The 17,414-nt window shown below is 58.2% G+C and carries 15 protein-coding genes; 4 read left to right on the top strand and 11 right to left on the bottom strand.

Annotated features, from left to right (window positions below; translation table 11 throughout):
- Positions 1-108: 108 nt before the first annotated feature.
- Positions 109-840 carry a 6-phosphogluconolactonase gene (pgl, locus tag ACVW0C_RS00840; RefSeq protein ID WP_457383999.1) on the bottom strand — a complete coding sequence of 244 codons (732 nt, stop codon included), beginning with the start codon at positions 838-840 and terminating at the stop codon, positions 109-111.
- A gap of 86 nt (positions 841-926) precedes the next feature.
- Complete coding sequence (locus tag ACVW0C_RS00835) at positions 927-1,934, bottom strand: phosphoribulokinase (protein WP_414351832.1); 1,008 nt, start codon at positions 1,932-1,934, stop codon at positions 927-929.
- A gap of 343 nt (positions 1,935-2,277) precedes the next feature.
- On the opposite strand from ACVW0C_RS00835, the gene ACVW0C_RS00830 reads away from it, so the two are divergent.
- The 3 genes from ACVW0C_RS00830 (at position 2,278) to ACVW0C_RS00820 (ending at position 7,481) form a co-directional block, all read left to right on the top strand.
- Positions 2,278-3,168: a ferredoxin--NADP(+) reductase gene (locus ACVW0C_RS00830; RefSeq protein WP_457383998.1), complete on the top strand. Its 891-nt coding sequence runs from the start codon at positions 2,278-2,280 to the stop codon at positions 3,166-3,168.
- A gap of 140 nt (positions 3,169-3,308) precedes the next feature.
- Positions 3,309-5,957 (top strand): leucine--tRNA ligase, encoded by a 2,649-nt coding sequence (gene leuS, locus ACVW0C_RS00825; RefSeq protein ID WP_457383997.1) that lies wholly within the window; start codon positions 3,309-3,311, stop codon positions 5,955-5,957.
- Positions 5,958-6,089: 132 nt separating this feature from the next.
- Complete coding sequence (locus tag ACVW0C_RS00820) at positions 6,090-7,481, top strand: TldD/PmbA family protein (protein WP_457383996.1); 1,392 nt, start codon at positions 6,090-6,092, stop codon at positions 7,479-7,481.
- Positions 7,482-7,715: 234 nt separating this feature from the next.
- Here ACVW0C_RS00820 and ACVW0C_RS00815 read toward each other — a convergent pair whose 3' ends face one another.
- From ACVW0C_RS00815 to ACVW0C_RS00775, 9 genes are all read right to left on the bottom strand, one after another.
- Positions 7,716-8,036 carry a CHRD domain-containing protein gene (locus tag ACVW0C_RS00815; protein WP_457383995.1) on the bottom strand — a complete coding sequence of 107 codons (321 nt, stop codon included), beginning with the start codon at positions 8,034-8,036 and terminating at the stop codon, positions 7,716-7,718.
- Between the two features lie 317 nt (positions 8,037-8,353).
- Positions 8,354-8,812, bottom strand: coding sequence for a fasciclin domain-containing protein (locus ACVW0C_RS00810; protein ID WP_414408665.1), 459 nt, complete (start codon positions 8,810-8,812; stop codon positions 8,354-8,356).
- Between the two features lie 81 nt (positions 8,813-8,893).
- Positions 8,894-10,204: a CO2 hydration protein gene (locus ACVW0C_RS00805; protein WP_457383994.1), complete on the bottom strand. Its 1,311-nt coding sequence runs from the start codon at positions 10,202-10,204 to the stop codon at positions 8,894-8,896.
- Positions 10,205-10,286: 82 nt separating this feature from the next.
- Positions 10,287-11,822: an NADH-quinone oxidoreductase subunit M gene (locus ACVW0C_RS00800; RefSeq protein ID WP_457383993.1), complete on the bottom strand. Its 1,536-nt coding sequence runs from the start codon at positions 11,820-11,822 to the stop codon at positions 10,287-10,289.
- Between the two features lie 50 nt (positions 11,823-11,872).
- Positions 11,873-13,708 carry an NAD(P)H-quinone oxidoreductase subunit F gene (locus ACVW0C_RS00795; protein ID WP_457383992.1) on the bottom strand — a complete coding sequence of 612 codons (1,836 nt, stop codon included), beginning with the start codon at positions 13,706-13,708 and terminating at the stop codon, positions 11,873-11,875.
- A gap of 528 nt (positions 13,709-14,236) precedes the next feature.
- Positions 14,237-15,193, bottom strand: coding sequence for an NAD(P)H-binding protein (locus tag ACVW0C_RS00790; protein ID WP_457383991.1), 957 nt, complete (start codon positions 15,191-15,193; stop codon positions 14,237-14,239).
- A gap of 146 nt (positions 15,194-15,339) precedes the next feature.
- Positions 15,340-15,630, bottom strand: coding sequence for a 4a-hydroxytetrahydrobiopterin dehydratase (locus tag ACVW0C_RS00785; RefSeq protein WP_414383401.1), 291 nt, complete (start codon positions 15,628-15,630; stop codon positions 15,340-15,342).
- 78 nt (positions 15,631-15,708) lie between these two features.
- Complete coding sequence (locus ACVW0C_RS00780; protein ID WP_457383990.1) at positions 15,709-16,227, bottom strand: GNAT family N-acetyltransferase; 519 nt, start codon at positions 16,225-16,227, stop codon at positions 15,709-15,711.
- A 2-nt stretch (positions 16,228-16,229) separates the two neighbouring features.
- Positions 16,230-16,388, bottom strand: coding sequence for a hypothetical protein (locus tag ACVW0C_RS00775; protein ID WP_414342473.1), 159 nt, complete (start codon positions 16,386-16,388; stop codon positions 16,230-16,232).
- Positions 16,389-16,627: 239 nt separating this feature from the next.
- On the opposite strand from ACVW0C_RS00775, the gene ACVW0C_RS00770 reads away from it, so the two are divergent.
- Positions 16,628-17,407: a cysteine hydrolase family protein gene (locus ACVW0C_RS00770; RefSeq protein WP_041437718.1), complete on the top strand. Its 780-nt coding sequence runs from the start codon at positions 16,628-16,630 to the stop codon at positions 17,405-17,407.
- Positions 17,408-17,414 lie beyond the last annotated feature (7 nt).

Below are 17,414 nucleotides of genomic sequence, written 5' to 3'. Positions count from 1 at the left end.
GTTGGCCGCTGGGGCTATCAAACCTGTGGCCACTGGAATGGGCTGGGATGATTTTGGGGGCGGTGGGCCTGGGGATCCTATCCCATCGGCAGTTAGCCCGCCTGTTGTTTAGCTGAGCAGCGGGACACAGGGCAGGGGCAGTTGAGCCGCTGCCGCCGCATCCAGCAACCACAGCAGCCGTCCTCTGGGGTTTACGCGCTGGCAGGGTAGGTGGGCCTCGGTGGTCAGCGCCTCTTTCACGATGGGGGCTTTGTTCGCTCCGGTTACCAGGAACACCACCTGGGCTGCCTGATTGAGGACGGGATAGGTCAAGGTTAGACGCGGCTCCTGCCCTTTTTGCCCCACTGTCACCCAGCGGTGCTGCACCTGCAGAGCGGCTGTGTCGGGAAACAAGGAAGCTGTGTGGCCATCTTCCCCCACTCCCAGCCATACCAGGTCGAGAGAAGGGCACTCTGTACCGAAAATCTGCCGTAGGGTGGCCTCGTATTCGGCAGCATCGCGAAGGGGATCCCTCGCTTGGGTGGGCATAGGGAAAACTTGAGCCGCCGGGATCCCGATCTGCTGCAGCAGGGTTTCTCGTACCATACGGTAGTTGCTCTCAGGGTGATCCGGGGGAACATAGCGCTCGTCTCCCCAGAACAGCCAGGTTTGTTGCCAAGGGATCCCTGGGGTTTGGGCCAGGGCAGCATACAGCTTCTTGGGGGTGCTTCCCCCGGCCAAGACCACCGTAAAGCGTCCCCGCTCGCGAATGGCAGCGGCTGACCGAGCTTGCCAAATCTCGATGGCCCGTTGGATTAAGACGGGGCCCTCCGGAAAGATCTCCAACTGGAATCCCTGCATACACCGAAGCCCTACTGCCGACCTATGCTGGGTCAGCCGACCTGCACCAACACTTTACCGAAGGGATCCCCTAAGCGGGGCAAACACTAGGAAGCCACCGCCAGCTCTTTGGCTTCTGCCCGAATTTGCTCGTAAAGGGCGCGCAGCTTCAGGCCCACGATGATCTGAATCAGACCAGAGCCATTGCGGGATCCCGGGTATTCCGGGTGCTTGCGCAACAGTTCCGTCAGCTCGCCATAGTAGCGGGTGGACAAGTTGCTCAGGTGGTTCTCGATGTAGATGACCTCTTCCAGCTTGTCGAAGGTGCCGTCGATCTCCAGAATCGAAACCGGGTGCTCGAAGTAGGTGGAAGGGCCATAGTGGAGGCGGATCCCTGGATAGGAACAAGTCAGCTTTTTGCCGCAGGGGATCCAATCAATGGTGGAGCCTTCGTCAAAGAGATAAACATGGTCGAAGTACTTCACCCCTTCCCGCTGGATCAGCCGCACCCGCAGTACTTTGTGCTCTGGATCCAGCTCCGGCAACAACTGGGTAGGCAAAACCTCAATGACGGCATCGGCGTACTGCTTCTGCACATCGACATAGGCTTCAAAGTCCGGGCGGCGAGCCTCGATTGAGCGCAACACATCTTCGTAGGTGTGGCCCCGCTCCGCCATGTCCCGCTTCACTTTCCAAGCAATCTTGATCTCCGGCGCCAGATCCAAGTACACCTTGAAGTCCAGCAGCTGGCGCACCCGCTCGTCATACATGGGATGCAGCCCCTCCAGGACGATGATGCGGTTGGGCTCCACCAGCTCCGGTGGGTCAATCAGCCCCGTCTCGTGGTTGTAGATGGGCTTCATCACACTTTGGCCGTTCTTAAGCGCCTTGGCCTGCTCGTACATCAGGTCGAAGTTGTTGGCGCGGGGATCCAGCGCCGTGATGCCCTTCTCTTTGCGCTGGTAGCGATCCAAGGAGTGATAGTCATCCAGACAGATGGTGGTAATCAGATCCCGGCCAAATAGATCCCCCAGCCGGCGTAAAAAGGTGGACTTGCCACAGCCAGAATCTCCGGCGACACCAATCATCACAACACGATCAGGACTGCTTGCCATGGGAACTCCTTGGGGACGGGCAGGGCAAAACTGAGAAAAAGGCTCTAAAAAGTTACCAACTGTTACGGCCTTGCATGATACCAAATGAAGCCGTTACCTCACAACCCGCTTGTGGGCCAGAGAGGTGGGCACCCTAAGCAACAATTTAACAAAAAATCCATATTTTTGGCCGATGAGCTTGGCCGGGATTATTTTTCCGGGGTTGCCGCTCTCAGGACGGCCTGGGGGGCTGGCGAAGGTCGTCTGCTGTTCTTCTGGCAAGTTCCGTTTGAGCAGCCGGGCTGCTATGGTGTTTGCTATCTGTAAACTCATTTCCTCCCAGAGCCAGGAGCAGATCACGGTTATGGTTGCCAGCGCAGAAAAGCGAGAGGTTGTCGTCAATCTGTATCGTCCCAACGCCCCCTTGATCGGCCACTGCGTGGAGACCTACTCCATTGTCGGTGAAGGAGCACCCGGACTGACCAAGCACATTGTGCTCAGCTTGCCGGATCCCAACTACCGCTACCTAGAAGGGCAAAGCGTTGGCATTATCCCTCCTGGCGAAGATGCCAAGGGCAAGCCCCACAAGCCCCGCCTCTACTCGATTGCTTCCACCCGCTTTGGCGATGATGGCGAGGGGCGCACCGTCTCTTTGAGTGTGAAGCGGGCCGAATATGTCGATAAAGAGACGGGCCAACCGGGGGTGGGGGTCTGCTCCGGCTTCCTCACCGATTTGAAGGCAGGCGACGAGGTGATGATCACGGGGCCATCGGGGAAAACCTTCCTGTTGCCTGAAGATGAGAATGCCAACCTGATCTTGATCGCCACCGGCACCGGCATTGCCCCTTTTCGCGCTTTCATCAAGCACCTGTTTGAGGAGGATCCCAACTATCAGGGCAAGATCTGGCTGTTCTTTGGGGTGCCCACCACCTCCACCTTGCTCTACCACGGGGATCTGGAGGCTTGGAAAGCCCAGTACGGGGATCGCTTCCGCGTCGATTACGCCATCAGCCGCGAGCAACAAACCCCCGATGGCAAGAAAATGTACGTGCAAAACCGCATGGCCGAATACGGTGCCGAGCTGTGGGACATGCTCCAGAAGCCTAACACCTACACCTACATCTGCGGCCTCAAGGGGATGGAGGACGGGATCAACAACGTCATGGGGCCTTTGGCGGAACAAGCCGGTCAGGATTGGAGCAAGTTCCAGAAGGAACTGAAGAAAGCAGACAGGTGGCACGAAGAAACCTACTGATCCCTGCTTGTGATCCCTGCTTGTCGGTTTGTCAGCGCCAATAGGGATCCCGTTCCTTGCTTGAGAGCACTGGCGTGGGGAGTATGTCAAAATGCTTCTATCTCCCAGCGTGAGCGCTTTTTTCCCAGGAGCATCGAACCGTGGACGCGCGCTACAATCCCCAGGCCATTGAGAGCAAGTGGCAGGCCCACTGGCGTGAAATCGGGCTGGATCGCACCCCAGAGCTGAAGGACGGGAGCCGCAAATTTTATGCCCTGTCTATGTTCCCCTACCCCAGCGGCAACCTGCACATGGGGCATGTGCGCAATTACACCATCACCGATGTAATTGCCCGCCACAAACGAATGCAGGGATACGCGGTGTTGCACCCGATGGGCTGGGATGCCTTTGGCCTGCCGGCGGAGAATGCCGCCATCGACCGGGGGATCCCACCGGCCAAGTGGACCTACCAAAACATTGCCCAGATGCGGGATCAGTTGCAGCGGTTGGGCCTGTCCTACGACTGGGAGCGGGAGATCACCACCTGCGCCCCCGACTACTACAAGTGGACGCAGTGGCTCTTCCTGCAATTTTTCAAGGCCGGCCTGGCCTACCAGAAGGAAGCGCCAGTGAACTGGGATCCGGTGGATCAGACGGTGTTGGCCAACGAGCAGGTGGATGCGGAGGGGCGTTCCTGGAGATCCGGCGCCCTGGTGGAAAAGCGCATGCTCAAGCAGTGGTTTTTCAAAATCACCGCCTATGCCGACCAACTGCTGGCGGATCTGGAAAAGCTCTCCGGCTGGCCGGAGCGGGTGCGCACCATGCAGGAGAACTGGATCGGCCAATCGGTGGGGGCTAAGGTGATTTTCAAAACCGAGGCAGGGGACGAGCTGGCAGTGTTCACCACCCGGCCCGATACCCTCTGGGGGGCCACCTTCATGGTGATGTCGCCGGAGCACCCCTTGGTGGACAAGCTCACCACTGCCGAGCAACTGCAGGCCGTCAGAGCCTATCAAGCCCAGGCCGCTGCCCGCAGCGAGATCGAGCGCAGCGCTGAAGACCGGGAAAAGACAGGGGTTTGGACGGGATCCTACGCCATCAACCCCGTTAACCAAGAGCGGATCCCCATCTGGATTGCCGACTATGTGTTGATGGGCTACGGGACGGGGGCCATCATGGCCGTGCCCGCCCACGACCAGCGGGATTTCGAGTTTGCCCGCAAGTTCGGCCTGCCCATCAAGCGGGTGGTGCAGCCGCCGGAGGGTTCTCCGGCCTCAGCGGATCGCGCCAGCGGGACGGAGTCCTTGGAACTGCAGGCTGCCTGGACGGGGGAAGGGGTGATGATTAACTCTGGCCCCCTAGACGGGATCCCGGTGGGCAAAGGCCCAGGGCAAAGCGTGGAAAGAGCCATCGCCTGGCTGGAAGCCCAGGGGCTGGGGGAAAAGCAGATCAACTACCGCCTGCGGGATTGGCTGATCTCGCGGCAGCGCTACTGGGGTTGTCCCATCCCGGTGATCCATTGTCCCCACTGTGGCATTGTGCCGGTGCCGGAGAAGGATCTGCCGGTGCTCTTGCCGGAGGATGTGGAGCTGACGGGGCGAGGGGGATCCCCGTTGGCCCAGTTGGAGGACTGGGTGAAGGTGAAATGCCCCACCTGTGGTACGGAAGCCCGCCGGGAAACCGATACCATGGACACCTTCATCTGCTCGTCGTGGTACTTCCTGCGCTTCAGCGATGCCCGCAACGACCGAGAGATCTTCCGCAAAGACCGGGTGAACGCCTGGCTGCCGGTGGATCAGTACGTGGGCGGCATTGAGCACGCCATCCTGCACCTGCTCTACTCCCGCTTTTTTACCAAGGTGTTGCGGGATCGGGGGCTGCTGGATTTTGACGAGCCGTTCTCGCGTCTGCTCACCCAGGGGATGGTGCAAGGGCGCACTTACTACAACCCCAACAAGTCCGGCAAGGATCGCTGGATCCCGGCAGCTCTGGTGCAGGATCCCAACGACCCGCGGGATCCGGAAACGGGCGAGCCCCTGCAAGTTATCTACGCTACCATGTCCAAGTCCAAGGGCAACGGCGTGGATCCTGAGGAGGTGCTGGCCCACTACGGGGCGGATACGGCCCGCATGTTTATCCTCTTCAAGGCCCCGCCGGAGAAGGATCTGGAGTGGGACGATGCCGACGTGGAGGGGCAATTTCGCTTTCTCAACCGCGTCTGGCGGCAGGTGTACGAGTTTGTCGTTCGCGGTGGCGAGACGGAGTCCTGGCGGGGCAGGGTCTCAGAGCTGTTGCAGGCCAAGGTCGAGGTGGGATCCCTGACCAAGGCGGAAAAAGATCTGCGCCGGGCCATCCACACCGCCATCAAGGAAGTCAGCGAAGATCTGGAAAACGATTATCAATTCAACACTGCCATTGCCGAGCTGATGAAGCTGAGCAATGCTCTGGGGGAGGCCGGGATCCTGGATTCGCCGGTTTATGCAGAGGGGATCCGCACGCTGGTGTTGCTGATGGCGCCTTTTGCCCCCCATATTGCGGAGGAGCTGTGGCAGGCGCTGGGGGGCGCAGACTCGGTGCATCGGCAGTCTTGGCCCAGCTATGACCCGGCAGCGCTGGTGGCCGACACGGTGACCATTGTGATTCAGGTGAACGGCAAATTGCGCGGCTCGTTTGAGGCCCCTGCCGAGGTAACGCCGGAGGAGCAGGAACAGTTGGCCCTTCGGTCAGAAGCAGCGCAGAAATACCTGGAGGGGGCAACACCCAAAAAAGTGGTGGTGGTGCCGAAAAAGCTGGTTAACTTTGTCCTCTAACGGCGGGCCTGGCCAAAATGTTCCGCACTGCTGACACGAACGGGATCGGGGCTTTCACTCGGCGTGGCAGCTCATCGACTTTCCAGGATCGGGCTATGCTGGACTGAGGACTACACCCATCTCCCTGTTGCTATGCGAGACCTTCTGCGCGACATCCTTCGGGATTGCTCTGGCTTTGTGGAACTGCGCTACCACAGCAAGGTGTTCCGCAGCGTCACTGCCGAGAAGGGCCGCCTTGAGCGCACCGCGGTTCGTCGCCGTTCCGGAGTGGGGGTGCGGGTGTTGGAAGCAGGTACTTGGGGCTTCGCTGCCACCGGGGATCCCTCGCCGGCTGCCATTCGGGAGGCCATCGCTGAAGCTCGCCGTGCCGCCCAAGCCAGCGCCGACTACCGCAAACAAAAGCTGGGATCCCTGCCCAGTGTGCGGCTGGCCCAAGGGGAGTTCTGCGAGCCCGGTGTGGAGGAGGTGTTGAACAAACCGCTGGAGGCGAAGATCCAGTTGGCTTTGGAAACCGAGGCGCAGGCCCGGCAGGCCTCTCGCCAAATTAGCTCCGCCAGTTGCACCTACAACGAGATCTACGAGGAAAAAGCCATTGTCACCACCGATGGGGCGGATGTGGCCTTTCGTCTGGTGCGCCCCGAGCTGCGAGTTCAGGCGGTGGCCGAAGCTGCCGGCCAGCTCAGCAGTGGCTCCGAGGCCATTGGGGTAACGGGGGGATGGGATTGCCTGTTCCGCTTGCATCCCTTGCAGATGGCGGAAAAGGCGGCTGCTACCGCGGTTGATTTATTGTCCGCAGGCTACGCAGAAGGGGGATGGGCCACGGTTATTCTGTCGCCTTCCATCGTGGGGCTGTTGGTGCACGAGGCCATTGGCCACACGGTCGAGGCGGATTTTGTTCTGGCGGGTTCTGTGGCTGCCGGCAAGCTGGGGCAGCGGGTGGCCAGCGACTGGGTTACCCTCAAAGACTCCGGCCATTCAGAGTTTATGCCGGGGGCAGGGGGAACCCTTCCTGTGGACGACGAGGGCGTTCCTACCCAAAGCACCACCATCATCCAAAACGGCATTCTGGTCAGCTATCTCCACAACCGCGAAACTGCTGCCCACTTTGGCGTAGAGCCCACCGGCAATGCCCGCGCCTGGGAATATGCCGATGAGCCTTTGATCCGCATGCGCAACACCTTCATTGAACCCGGATCCCAAACGCTAGAGGAAATCATCGCCAGCACTCCCGATGGCTACTTCCTGGATGGGGCCAGGAACGGGCAGGCGGACTCCACGGGCGAGTTTATGTTTGGGGTAGAGCGGGCCTACCGCATTCGCGATGGCAAGCTGGCGGAGTTGCTGCGCGGTGTCACCATCACCGGCAATGCTTTTGAGGTGCTGCAATCGGTGGATGCCGTCTCGCGGGACTTCCTGTGGGACTTGGGATCCGGCCATTGCGGCAAGGGTCAACCGGCCAAGGTGGATGCGGGCGGCCCCTACATTCGCTGTCGGGCCATTGTAGGTGGGCAACAACCTGTGTAGTTATTCCCTTGGCGCTCCACAGCTAGCCCAGAGGTGAAGCCTACAGCTCGCTCTGTAAAGGGGACTGGCAGGCCGGCTCCAGGACTACCGAAAGCTGCTGGCCAGGAGCTACACAGAAACTCTGTCCTGCCGGCACGACTGACTGTGGGGGAGTTCACAGAACAGCCAATCCGTCCGCAAAAATTAGGGATCCCCTCACCTGCGGGGATCCCAGATGGGGTACTGGATCAAACCTTAGCGAGGGAAAACCACCTGGGCTCGCAACTCGCCCGGCGGGTTGGCCTGCGTGTGAATGTTGATGTAGTAAGCTCCGGCCAAAAAGCTGGAGACTTGCTCAGGGGTGAGGTTGGCTTCCAGTCGGAAATTCCCCGACTGATTGCCTGGATTCGGCAACATGTTCAAGACAAAGGCCACCGGCCCTGTGGCCTGGGCGAAAGATTGTCCTGGCTGCGGCTGAGCAATGTGAATATGTCCAGGGCCAAAGTTAGCAATGGGTAGAAGTGGGGGTTGTGAGATTTGTAAAGCTTCCTTAACCGCTGAGAAACAAGACAGCAACCAGGCAAAAGCCGCAAAAAGCCTCGAAAATTGAACGAGGCCGAAGGGAAAAACCGATCAACAACATGGAAAAAGCTCCTCGGTCAGAGAACAGGCCAAATAAGTTACGTATCAGGCCCAGCTTCGGATTCATCTCTGGGTTTAAAAGACGGCGACATCACTGCTACCGAGAGACAAAAATCCCCACCCTGTGGGGGTTGGGGGATGGTGTAGACTGCACGCGGAGCAGAAATCTCTGACCGTACCTATAAAGTTGCGGAGAGGGGGAGAGGGTTCACCCAGGCACTTTCCCCAAGCTCGGTTCAGGATAGATCTGTCTATCCTCTGGCCGAGGCAGCCAAGGCGGAGTTCATAATCGGCCAGAACCAGTGGGGCCGCATCAGGATGACAGTGTCGATGACGTGGATGATGCCGTTATCGGCTTCGATGTCGGCTTGGATAACGGTGGCGTTGTTCACCTCGAACACATCCCCTTCAATGGTGAGATCGATGGGGGATCCCTCTACCGAGCCCACACTTTGGTACTTGGCCAAATCCGCCTTTTTCAGGCGACCGGGCACCACGTGGTAACACAAGATGCGAGTCAGTTGGGGGATATTTTGCACCAGGGTGGTGATGGTGCCAGGGGGCAGCTTGGCAAAAGCTGCATCGGTAGGCGCAAAAACAGTAAAGGGGCCAGGGCTTTTGAGAGTGTCTACCAGGTTTGCCGCTTTAACGGCAGTTACCAAGGTGGAAAAGCCCTCAGCAGAGACGGCAATATCGACAATATCGGGCATGGCTGGGATCCTTTGGCTGGGAAGTTGCTGCTAACAAAGTTGCTGCTCGAAATGTTTTGGGATGGTTAAAGTTGCCATAGGCTAGCGATAATTCTGATCTTGGATGTAGGAAAGACGGGCTGCTTCCCGGATCCCATATTCCGGTCGAGTGAAGCGATTGAGTTGGCCCTCAAAATAACGGCGATTCATCATCAAGTGCCGTGGATTTGGATCATCAAGGGGATACAAGAAAGCGGCCCTTCCCGCCTGAATCACGGCTGAGGTGACGTTGTACATGGAGCGCTGGAAGCTAACCCCCAATTGAATCAGCATGTCCTCTTCGCCGCGGCAATGCTTGCGGTAATATTCCACCAAATACTGGGGCAAAAAGTGGTACATATCCTGGTGCAAGAGCGTGGGCGGGATCCCGGCGGTGCCCACCGGAAACTTATCGGCGTAGAGGATCCCGTAGTGGAAGTCCAACTGGTTGGTGGGAACTTCGTTGGCCTGGGCGTTGTAGGACTTAGTGCCGCGGAAAGGAGAGGTGCGATAAAACACGGCCTCTACATAGGGGAAGGCAGCCTCATATAGCCAGGTGAATCCTTTGGATTTGGGCACAATATCGTACCATTCTCCCCGAATACGCACGCGGTGGTAGATGGGTCGTCCGGCAATGGCGAAGATCCCGTTGACCAGAAAGTTCATCGCCTCCGGCACGCTGGTGATTTTGCCTTCATCGTAGAGATCGCTCATCTCAAAAAAGACCGGAGCCATCACCTCCCAAAACAGGCCCAACACCGAGTACATGGTGGCCTGGCGGCACAGCTCCAAAAACATATCGGGGAAGAGCTTGTATAGCCCCATCAACAAGGGGTTGCCCTGGCAATAGGCGCGGATGGCGCGGTCGGCATTTTGCTTGTATTCTTCGGAATCCATGTAGGGATCCAGCAAGCCCCCCATATCCCGGTGCCAGAGCATGGCCCGCATACATTCTTCGGCAAATTCCATGTTGATGCGGTCATGCCAGAGGTGATGCAAAATTCTGGGCAGCTTGCGCTTCAGCTCCCCTTTTTCCATGAACTCCAGCAGCTCGGGATGGGCCGTAGCCTGGCCTCGCCAAATGCGCAAATCCGCGTTATCTCCCGCGTAGTGGTTGGCCAGCTTCAGATACTCTTCAGGAATGATGAACTTGAAAAAAGGCAAGGGATCCACAAACACCTGCTCGGCAATGTAGAGCAGATCCCGCCAGTAGAAATCCATCGGCACAGCATAGGCTTTGTAGAGGCCGATAATTTGCATCAGGTTTTCCGGCGTATCCGGCAGCATGGATCCCCCAGCCTCCAAGCGGTGGACTACATCCGCAAAAGGGTGGGTAGAAGGGGGAAGCTTGCGGGCTGTGAGGGTTGTCGTCATAGAAGAAGTCTCCAACTCTTCAAAAGTTCTGGCTCCTTGAGGTCATTCCTTGGGATCTCCCTTGAGGTCATTCCTTGGGATCTCAATTCCTGGAAGTTTCCCGATTGCCTGGATCGGCTCCAGAGAGGGTGATGGGGGCAAGGTCACCGGCTGATGCCAAGATAAGCGTTTGGGCCTGAGCCACCTGGGTGGATAGGGTAAAGGCCAACGGTTGTGGCCATTTCACCAGGCTCATGGGCTGGATCCCAAACCAAACGATCAAGGCCGTCAAAATCAGCCCCGGGATCCGCTCCCAGCCGTGCACGCGTGGGTAGTAGGCGGTGCGGTTGTCCAACCTGCCAAAGCAGGTGCGGTTCAGCAAAATCACAAAGTACACCGCCGTCAAGCCGGTGCCACAGATGCTGATCAAAGTGGGCAGAGGAAAATCTTGGTAGCTGCCCTGGAAGATCAAGAACTCCGCCACAAAGCCCACCAGGCCAGGGATCCCGGCGCTGGCCATCCCCCCCAAGATGAGCAGGGCGCTCACTGTGGGCAAGCCTCGCAAGGGGTTGAGCAGGCCGTTGAGTACGTTCAGATCCCGCGTTCCCACTTTGCGCTCCACCAAGCCCACCAAATCGAACAGCAGCGCCAAGATGAGACCATGGGAGACCATCTGCACCATCGCCCCGGTCAGGCTAATGGGGGTGGCTGCCGCCATGCCCAGCAAGATGTAGCCCATGTGGCCGATGGAGCTGTAGGCCACCATGCGCTTGATGTCTTTTTGGGCGATGGCTGCCAAAGCCCCGGACAACACGGCAATGGCTCCCCACCAGGCTAGGATCCCGCCCAGGTCGGCCCAAGCTTGGGGAAACAACTGCAGCCCAAAGCGAAACAGACCGTACGTGCCTAACTTGGAGAGGATCCCTCCCAGAAGGATGGCCACTGGCGGCGACGACTCCCCGTATGCATCAGGCAACCAGGTGTGGAAGGGGATCAGCGGCATCTTAATGCCGAAAGCCACGATCAAGGCCAACAGCGTCAAGGTCTGGGCAACAGGGCTGAGAGAGGTGATGCGGATCTCCAGCAGCTCAAAGCTATGGGGATCCCCCAGCCAGTAGATGGCCAAAAAGGCCCCCAACAGAAAGATGGCGGAAACGGCGGTGTAAATCAAAAACTTGATGGCAGCATAATCCCGCTTGGGGCTGCCCCAAATGGAGATGAGCAGGTAGATCGGGATCAGCACCAGCTCGTAAAACAAGAAGAACAAAAGCAGGTTCTGGGCGACAAAAGCGCCGTTGACCGACCCGCTCATGAGCAAAATGCAGCCGTATAAGAGGTTGGGCCGCTTCACCTCTGGCTCAGCCGTCAGCACCGCAATCAGCGTGAGCAGCCCATTCAAAGCCACCATCAGCAGGGAAAACCCGTCCAGGCCCAGGGAGTAGCTCAGCCCAATTGACGGGATCCAATCCCACCGCTGCACCCACTGCAGCCCTTCCGCTTGCAGATCAAAGTTGGCAAACAGCAGCAGCGAGATCCCCAGCAGGATCCCGGCCAAGGCCACTGCCAGCTTTCGCCCCCCCAAGCCTAAGAACAGGAGCAGGGATCCCAGGATCGGCAACACAATCAAGGCACTCAGCATGGTCTCTTTCCTCTTTATTCAAGGACTCCGTCCCGCTACCTTGCCCAAGCCTAGAGAATCAGCCAGCCCAGCAGGGCCACCCCCACCACAATCGTCAGCACGTAGGCTTGCAACTGGCCAGAGGTGGTGTATTTCAAAACCTGTCCACCCGCCAATACCGCCAAGCTGGTTAAATTCACCAAGCCGTCCACCACATAGCGATCGAACAGGGCCGTGATCTCAGAGATGATGCGCACCACAAACACCACACTGGCCCGGTAGAGCTTGGGGGTGTAGAAGTCGTTGGCCAACAGATCCTGCCAGTCGGCCAAGAAGGCCCAGTCCACCGGCTGCCGCTGCGGACGCAGATACAGCCAGGCTCCCAAGGCAATGCCTGTCAAGCTGGATCCCGTCATTACCCCAACAGGGATCCCTTCCAGAGCGGGAATCAGACCTAGTGCCGCTAGGATCATGGGCATGTGCAGCGTTACCCCCATCATGGCGGTGCTGGGCAGCATCATCGGCCAATGCACCTCTGGCGAGCGCTCGCTCATCTGCTGCGGTTTGCCCCCCCAAACAAGGCCAAATACCCGCGTTAGCCCCAGCGCCGTCACCGCATTGGTAACCAGCACAACTGCCGCCCACAACCCCTGCCCCGGTTGCACCAACTGCTGCCAGAGATCCGTCAGCACCCAAAAGGAGCCGAAGGGAGGCAAAGCGATGATTCCGGCCATCCCGGTCAAGAAGCACAGCCCCGAGATAGGGCGCCGCGACCACAAGCCTCCTAGATAGCGCAGATCCTGGGTAATGCTGTTCCAGATCACCATGCCCAGCGCCATCACCAACAGGGCCATCGCGGGCGCATAGGTCAGCAGCAACCCATAGGCTTGCTGGGGATGACCGGTGCCCACCGCCACAAAGATCAAGCCCATGTAGGCGCTCACCAGATAAGACAGGGCCCGCTTGGCATCGATCTGGGCCAAGGCCACCAGGGATCCCCCCACCGCTGTCAAGCCGCCGATGGTTAGCATCACCCTTAGCACTGTTGGGGAAAGCTCATAGAGGGGTTGCAGGCGAATCAACACCCAGGCCCCTGTGCCCACCACCACCGCATTGCGCAAGATCGTCGAGGGGATCGGCCCTTCCATCGCCTCATCCAGCCACAGGTGCAGAGGAAATTGGGCACACTTGCCTACGGGGCCGGCCAGCAACCCCAGCCCTACCAGGGCCAGCAGGGTGGGATCCACAGTGACAGATCCTGCCTGCACCGCCTCTGCCCAGGCCGCCAAATCCTCAAACTCCCAGGAGCCGGTCAGGGGATAGATGGCGATTACCCCCATCAAGAGCAACAGGTCGCCGATGCGCTTGGTTAAAAAAGCATCCCGCGCTCCCGTCACCACCAGCGATTGGTTGAACCAAAAGCCCACCAACAGGTAAGTGCCCAGGGTCAAAATCTCCAGGATCACGTAGCTGAAAAAGAGGGAGTCGCACAAAGCCAAGGCACACATCCCCCCCTCAAACAGGCCCAGCAGGGAGAAAAACCGCGCCCAGCCCCAGTCCATTTCCATGTAGCCAAAGCCGTAGATCTGGGCCACCAGGTTCAGCCCCGTCACCACAGCGCAGGCCCCTAGAGTTACCGATGACACCTGCAGCGGCAGCTCTAACATCAGATCCCCCACCTGTAGCCAGGGCAACCGAATGACCTGCGCCGGCTGATCCCAAATTGCCACCAGCGCCCCCACGCTGTGCAGGAAGGCCATCAACGTCAAGAGCGCATTCAGATAACCTGCCGGACGTGGTCCCGTGCGCCGGGTGATTCCTGGGGACCAGATCAGCGCTCCCGCCCACGCCACCAAGGCGTAGAGGGGAATCAGCCATGCAGTTGTGACCAGCCCGTTCAAGCTCATAATCCTCCTTCGGCCAGGGATCTTGGCCAAACTGGAACACTTGCTGAGATCCTGTAAAAAGTCTTAAGCAGCATCTTAGCTGCGAACTAGGATAGATAAAAATTGAACTTTTCGATAAAAACTATAGACAAAAATCTATAGTTCAAGCAGGGGGAGCAGAATAACCTCTGTCGTTGTCACCCCCTCACTCTCTAAAGCGTAGATGGAAATGAACCCCTTGGGAACCTAAGGATTTGCGATTGTTTGGACACAGGGAATGATCAAGAAAACTGGGTTTAGCGCTCCGCACCGCCAAAGCGAAGGCCTACGGCTCGCTGTCGCGACAGAGCGGCTTTGTGTTATGGTACGGGTTGATCTCCGCCAACTTGAATATGGCGCAGTGTCAATAAAAAGTGTCTGGGAGTTCATCCCAGTAGTTGGGGCTATGGCATCCACTAACGCAAACACGACCCCGTCCACCCCTTCTCCCAAGGTTGCTGCTCAAGCTGCTGTGAAATTGCCAAGAAGATGAAGACTGAGAACAACGACTTAGAAGGGCGTCTTGACTTTGGGTTGCTTGACCTTTAGCTCGCGAAGCCGTTTCAACATCTTCTGGAAATACTCCGCTAGGTAGTCCTCAAGAGAGGTCAGAGAGGCCAGTTCAATCCCCAGGGTTTCGCATACAGGCGTCATATCGGCGTGCATGGGTTCTTTGGCCGCGATCACCTCCACAAACGCCAGCCGGTCGGCAATGTTCCAGCTCCACTGAAAAAACTGCGCCACCTTGCGCGCCCCTCTCAGCAGTCCCAGCGGCATGGTGCTGACTTTGGCCTTTTTGCCGGAGAGCTGCTCGCACAAGGCAATGACTTCTCGAGCCGTCCAAGCCTTGGGCCCCACCAAGGGAAAGATTTGCTGCTTGGCAGCTTCTACAGTGAGAGCTCGCACCGCAAACCGGGCTGCATCTAGGGTGTCTAGGTAGGCCGTTGGCATGCCCTCGCCGGTTACCCAGACGATTTGTTCTTCCAAGATGGGGATGGCGTACTGGCCAATCAACCCCTGCATAAAGCCCGCTGGCCGGAAAATGGTGTAGGGCATCTGGGATCCAACCAAATACTTCTCAATGTGATGCTTGAAATTCATCAGGGGCACATTGGGATACTCGTGGTGGGCGCCCATGATGGAGAAAAAGATAAAATGCCCTACCTGGGCAGCCCGTGCCGCATTGATCAGGGCAACTTTGCCATCCCAGTCCACCTGACGGGCGCTGAGGGTATCGGTCACCCGCACCGTGGCACAGTCGATCACCGCCTCGATGCCTTCCATGGCGGAGTTGAGGGTGCTGGGCTGAAGCAGATTTCCCACCTTCAGTTGAGCGCCCCATTCACTTAAGAAAGCAGCCTTTGCCGGATTTCGCACCAGACAGGTAACTTGGTGTCCCTCTTCGATGGCTCGGCGTACCACTTGACGGCCCAGCGTTCCCGTCGCCCCCACAACCAGCACGTTCATAAAATTATCATTTCTTAACCTTAGGCTTAGTCTATCAGACCGACACAGCTCCCAACACAATCCAACACAACTTTGAGGCAGCGACAAAATGGGGATCCTCTGCCAAGCCGGCTTTGAGGGATCCCCAAAGTTGGGTACTGAAGCGTCTAGCTGGCCAGCTCGTTCATGCGTTGCGCCAGGGTAAAGTCCAGTTCTGTAATGCCCCCGGCATCGTGGGTGGTGAGATCCACCCGCACGCGGTTGTAGACATTGGTCCATTCGGGGTGGTGCCCCATGCTCTCGGCCACCAAGGCCACACTGCTCATCCAGCCAAAGGCTTCGACAAAGGAGCGAAACTGAAATTGACGATGCAGCTTCCCATCCTGCAAAGACCAGCCCGGCAGATTTTCCAGCTTGGCTTGGACCTCAGCTTCACTGAGTTTGACAGGTCTGGACATGGGCGTTCCCTCCGGTCGATGCCATCGTTTTCATCACGCTTTCATCAAAGGAGCAACTGAGAGCGGATCCCAGCTTATTTACAAAACTTCATAACCTTTTGGTTCTGCCACGCCAGCGGCGCCGAGGGGTTTGTACAGCCAGTAGCCTTGCACGGAGAAATGGGCCCGCTTGTAGAAATTGAGGGCAGCCTGGTTATGGCGATAAACCTGCAGGGTGATGGCCGCCAGCTGCTGCTGGGATCCCCATCGTTCCACCTGTTGCATCAAAGCTCTGCCCAGGCCCTGCCGGCGATGGGCGGGATCCACCCAGAGCAGAAAAATGTAGGCTACCCGCCGATGGGTGGCTTGATCGGTGGAGATGCCGGCCCAAACACAGCCCACCGGCTCTGCAGTTTCTTCTTTCAAGATCCACCAGCAGGGGGTGCGGGGTGGGTCGAAGAGGCGATCCAGCGTCTCTTCCAGGTGATCCCAGTTGCTTTGCTCTGGAAAAGATTCCTGCAACGTGGCCTGCAATCCTCGTCGCACCCAGGGCCGATCCCAGGCTGAACCGATGCGCCAACGATAACCCACAGGCAGAGGGATCCCTTGTTCAGCCATCCTCAGGCATTTGCAGAAAGGGCCACAGGCGTCGCTTCTTCTAGAGGGGCAGGCTGGGCCATATCCTCCGGCAGAAACGAGCGGATGCTCACCACCACCAGGGTAAACAGAAACACCAGCAGGATGAGGGCAGGAAAGATATATTGCCGCAAGATGTTCATATTTCTACATAACCTTGGTCTCTACAGCATAGCGTGCAGGGAGGGATCCCTGGGCACCCTTTCGGATCATCCTCATCTCAATCCCTATCAACTGACCCTGGGGGATCCCATGCGTCAATAAGGTGAGAAAGTGTAGCCTACGATTCCAAAGTGAGGTTGGCTGTGCATTAAGGTCGAGCGTAGTTGTGGGTCATCCGCCCCACCTGATCCCACTGCTGCGCGACGCGAGCGGAGAATCCATGAGCACTCCCAATCGCCCCTTGAAGACCCTTGGGATCCCTCCCAATGCCTGGGCTGTGAATGCCGAAATGGCCGACCTCACCCGTCCGCCCTTGGATCCCCGGCCCATCCTGCTACCCACCTCCAGCAAAACCCTGCGCTTGGATCTGGCCAAGGCGGCGTTGTTGGTGATCGACATGCAAAACGACTTTTGTCATCCCGACGGTTGGCTGGCCAGCATTGGCGTCGATGTTACACCTGCACGGGCTCCCATCGGCCCTCTAAAAGCCCTGCTGCCCCGCCTGCGACAAGCTCAAGTGCCGATTGTGTGGGTGAACTGGGGCAATCGCCCTGACTTGCTCAACATCAGCGCCGGCTTGCGACATGTGTACAACCCCACCGGAGAGGGAGTAGGGCTGGGGGATCCCTTGCCTAAGAACGGGTCTTTGGTCCTCACGCGGGGCAGTTGGGGCGCTGCTGTGGTGGAGGAACTGGAGGTCAAGCCCGAGGATATCTGGGTGGATAAGTTCCGCATGAGCGGCTTTTGGGATACCCCTCTCGATAGCATTCTCAGAAACCTGGGGCGCACCACCCTCTTTTTTGCCGGCGTGAACATCGACCAGTGCGTCATGACCACGCTGCAAGATGCCAATTTCCTCGGCTACGACTGCATTTTGCTGGAAGACTGCGCCGCCACCACCTCTCCTGAATACTGTTTGCTAGCTACCCTCTACAACGTCAAGCAGTGCTTTGGCTTTGTCGCCTCCTCCTCAGATTTGCTCGCGGCTCTCCCCTGTTAGCACTTGC

This window comes from Thermostichus sp. OS-CIW-26 (genome assembly GCF_054058395.1).
Note: the sequence above shows the minus strand (reverse complement) of the source record. Positions and strands in the feature narration are given on the sequence as shown.

What these genes read in the sequence shown, in the direction of transcription:
- pgl (WP_457383999.1), bottom strand. Translation starts at nt 840, where the DNA reads ATGCAGGGATTCCAGTTGGAGATCTTTCCGGAGGGCCCCGTCTTAATC.
- ACVW0C_RS00835 (WP_414351832.1), bottom strand. Translation starts at nt 1,934, where the DNA reads ATGGCAAGCAGTCCTGATCGTGTTGTGATGATTGGTGTCGCCGGAGAT.
- ACVW0C_RS00830 (WP_457383998.1), top strand. Translation starts at nt 2,278, where the DNA reads ATGGTTGCCAGCGCAGAAAAGCGAGAGGTTGTCGTCAATCTGTATCGT.
- ACVW0C_RS00820 (WP_457383996.1), top strand. Translation starts at nt 6,090, where the DNA reads ATGCGAGACCTTCTGCGCGACATCCTTCGGGATTGCTCTGGCTTTGTG.
- ACVW0C_RS00810 (WP_414408665.1), bottom strand. Translation starts at nt 8,812, where the DNA reads ATGCCCGATATTGTCGATATTGCCGTCTCTGCTGAGGGCTTTTCCACC.
- ACVW0C_RS00805 (WP_457383994.1), bottom strand. Translation starts at nt 10,204, where the DNA reads ATGACGACAACCCTCACAGCCCGCAAGCTTCCCCCTTCTACCCACCCT.
- ACVW0C_RS00800 (WP_457383993.1), bottom strand. Translation starts at nt 11,822, where the DNA reads ATGCTGAGTGCCTTGATTGTGTTGCCGATCCTGGGATCCCTGCTCCTG.
- ACVW0C_RS00795 (WP_457383992.1), bottom strand. Translation starts at nt 13,708, where the DNA reads ATGAGCTTGAACGGGCTGGTCACAACTGCATGGCTGATTCCCCTCTAC.
- ACVW0C_RS00790 (WP_457383991.1), bottom strand. Translation starts at nt 15,193, where the DNA reads ATGAACGTGCTGGTTGTGGGGGCGACGGGAACGCTGGGCCGTCAAGTG.
- ACVW0C_RS00785 (WP_414383401.1), bottom strand. Translation starts at nt 15,630, where the DNA reads ATGTCCAGACCTGTCAAACTCAGTGAAGCTGAGGTCCAAGCCAAGCTG.
- ACVW0C_RS00780 (WP_457383990.1), bottom strand. Translation starts at nt 16,227, where the DNA reads ATGGCTGAACAAGGGATCCCTCTGCCTGTGGGTTATCGTTGGCGCATC.
- ACVW0C_RS00775 (WP_414342473.1), bottom strand. Translation starts at nt 16,388, where the DNA reads ATGAACATCTTGCGGCAATATATCTTTCCTGCCCTCATCCTGCTGGTG.
- ACVW0C_RS00770 (WP_041437718.1), top strand. Translation starts at nt 16,628, where the DNA reads ATGAGCACTCCCAATCGCCCCTTGAAGACCCTTGGGATCCCTCCCAAT.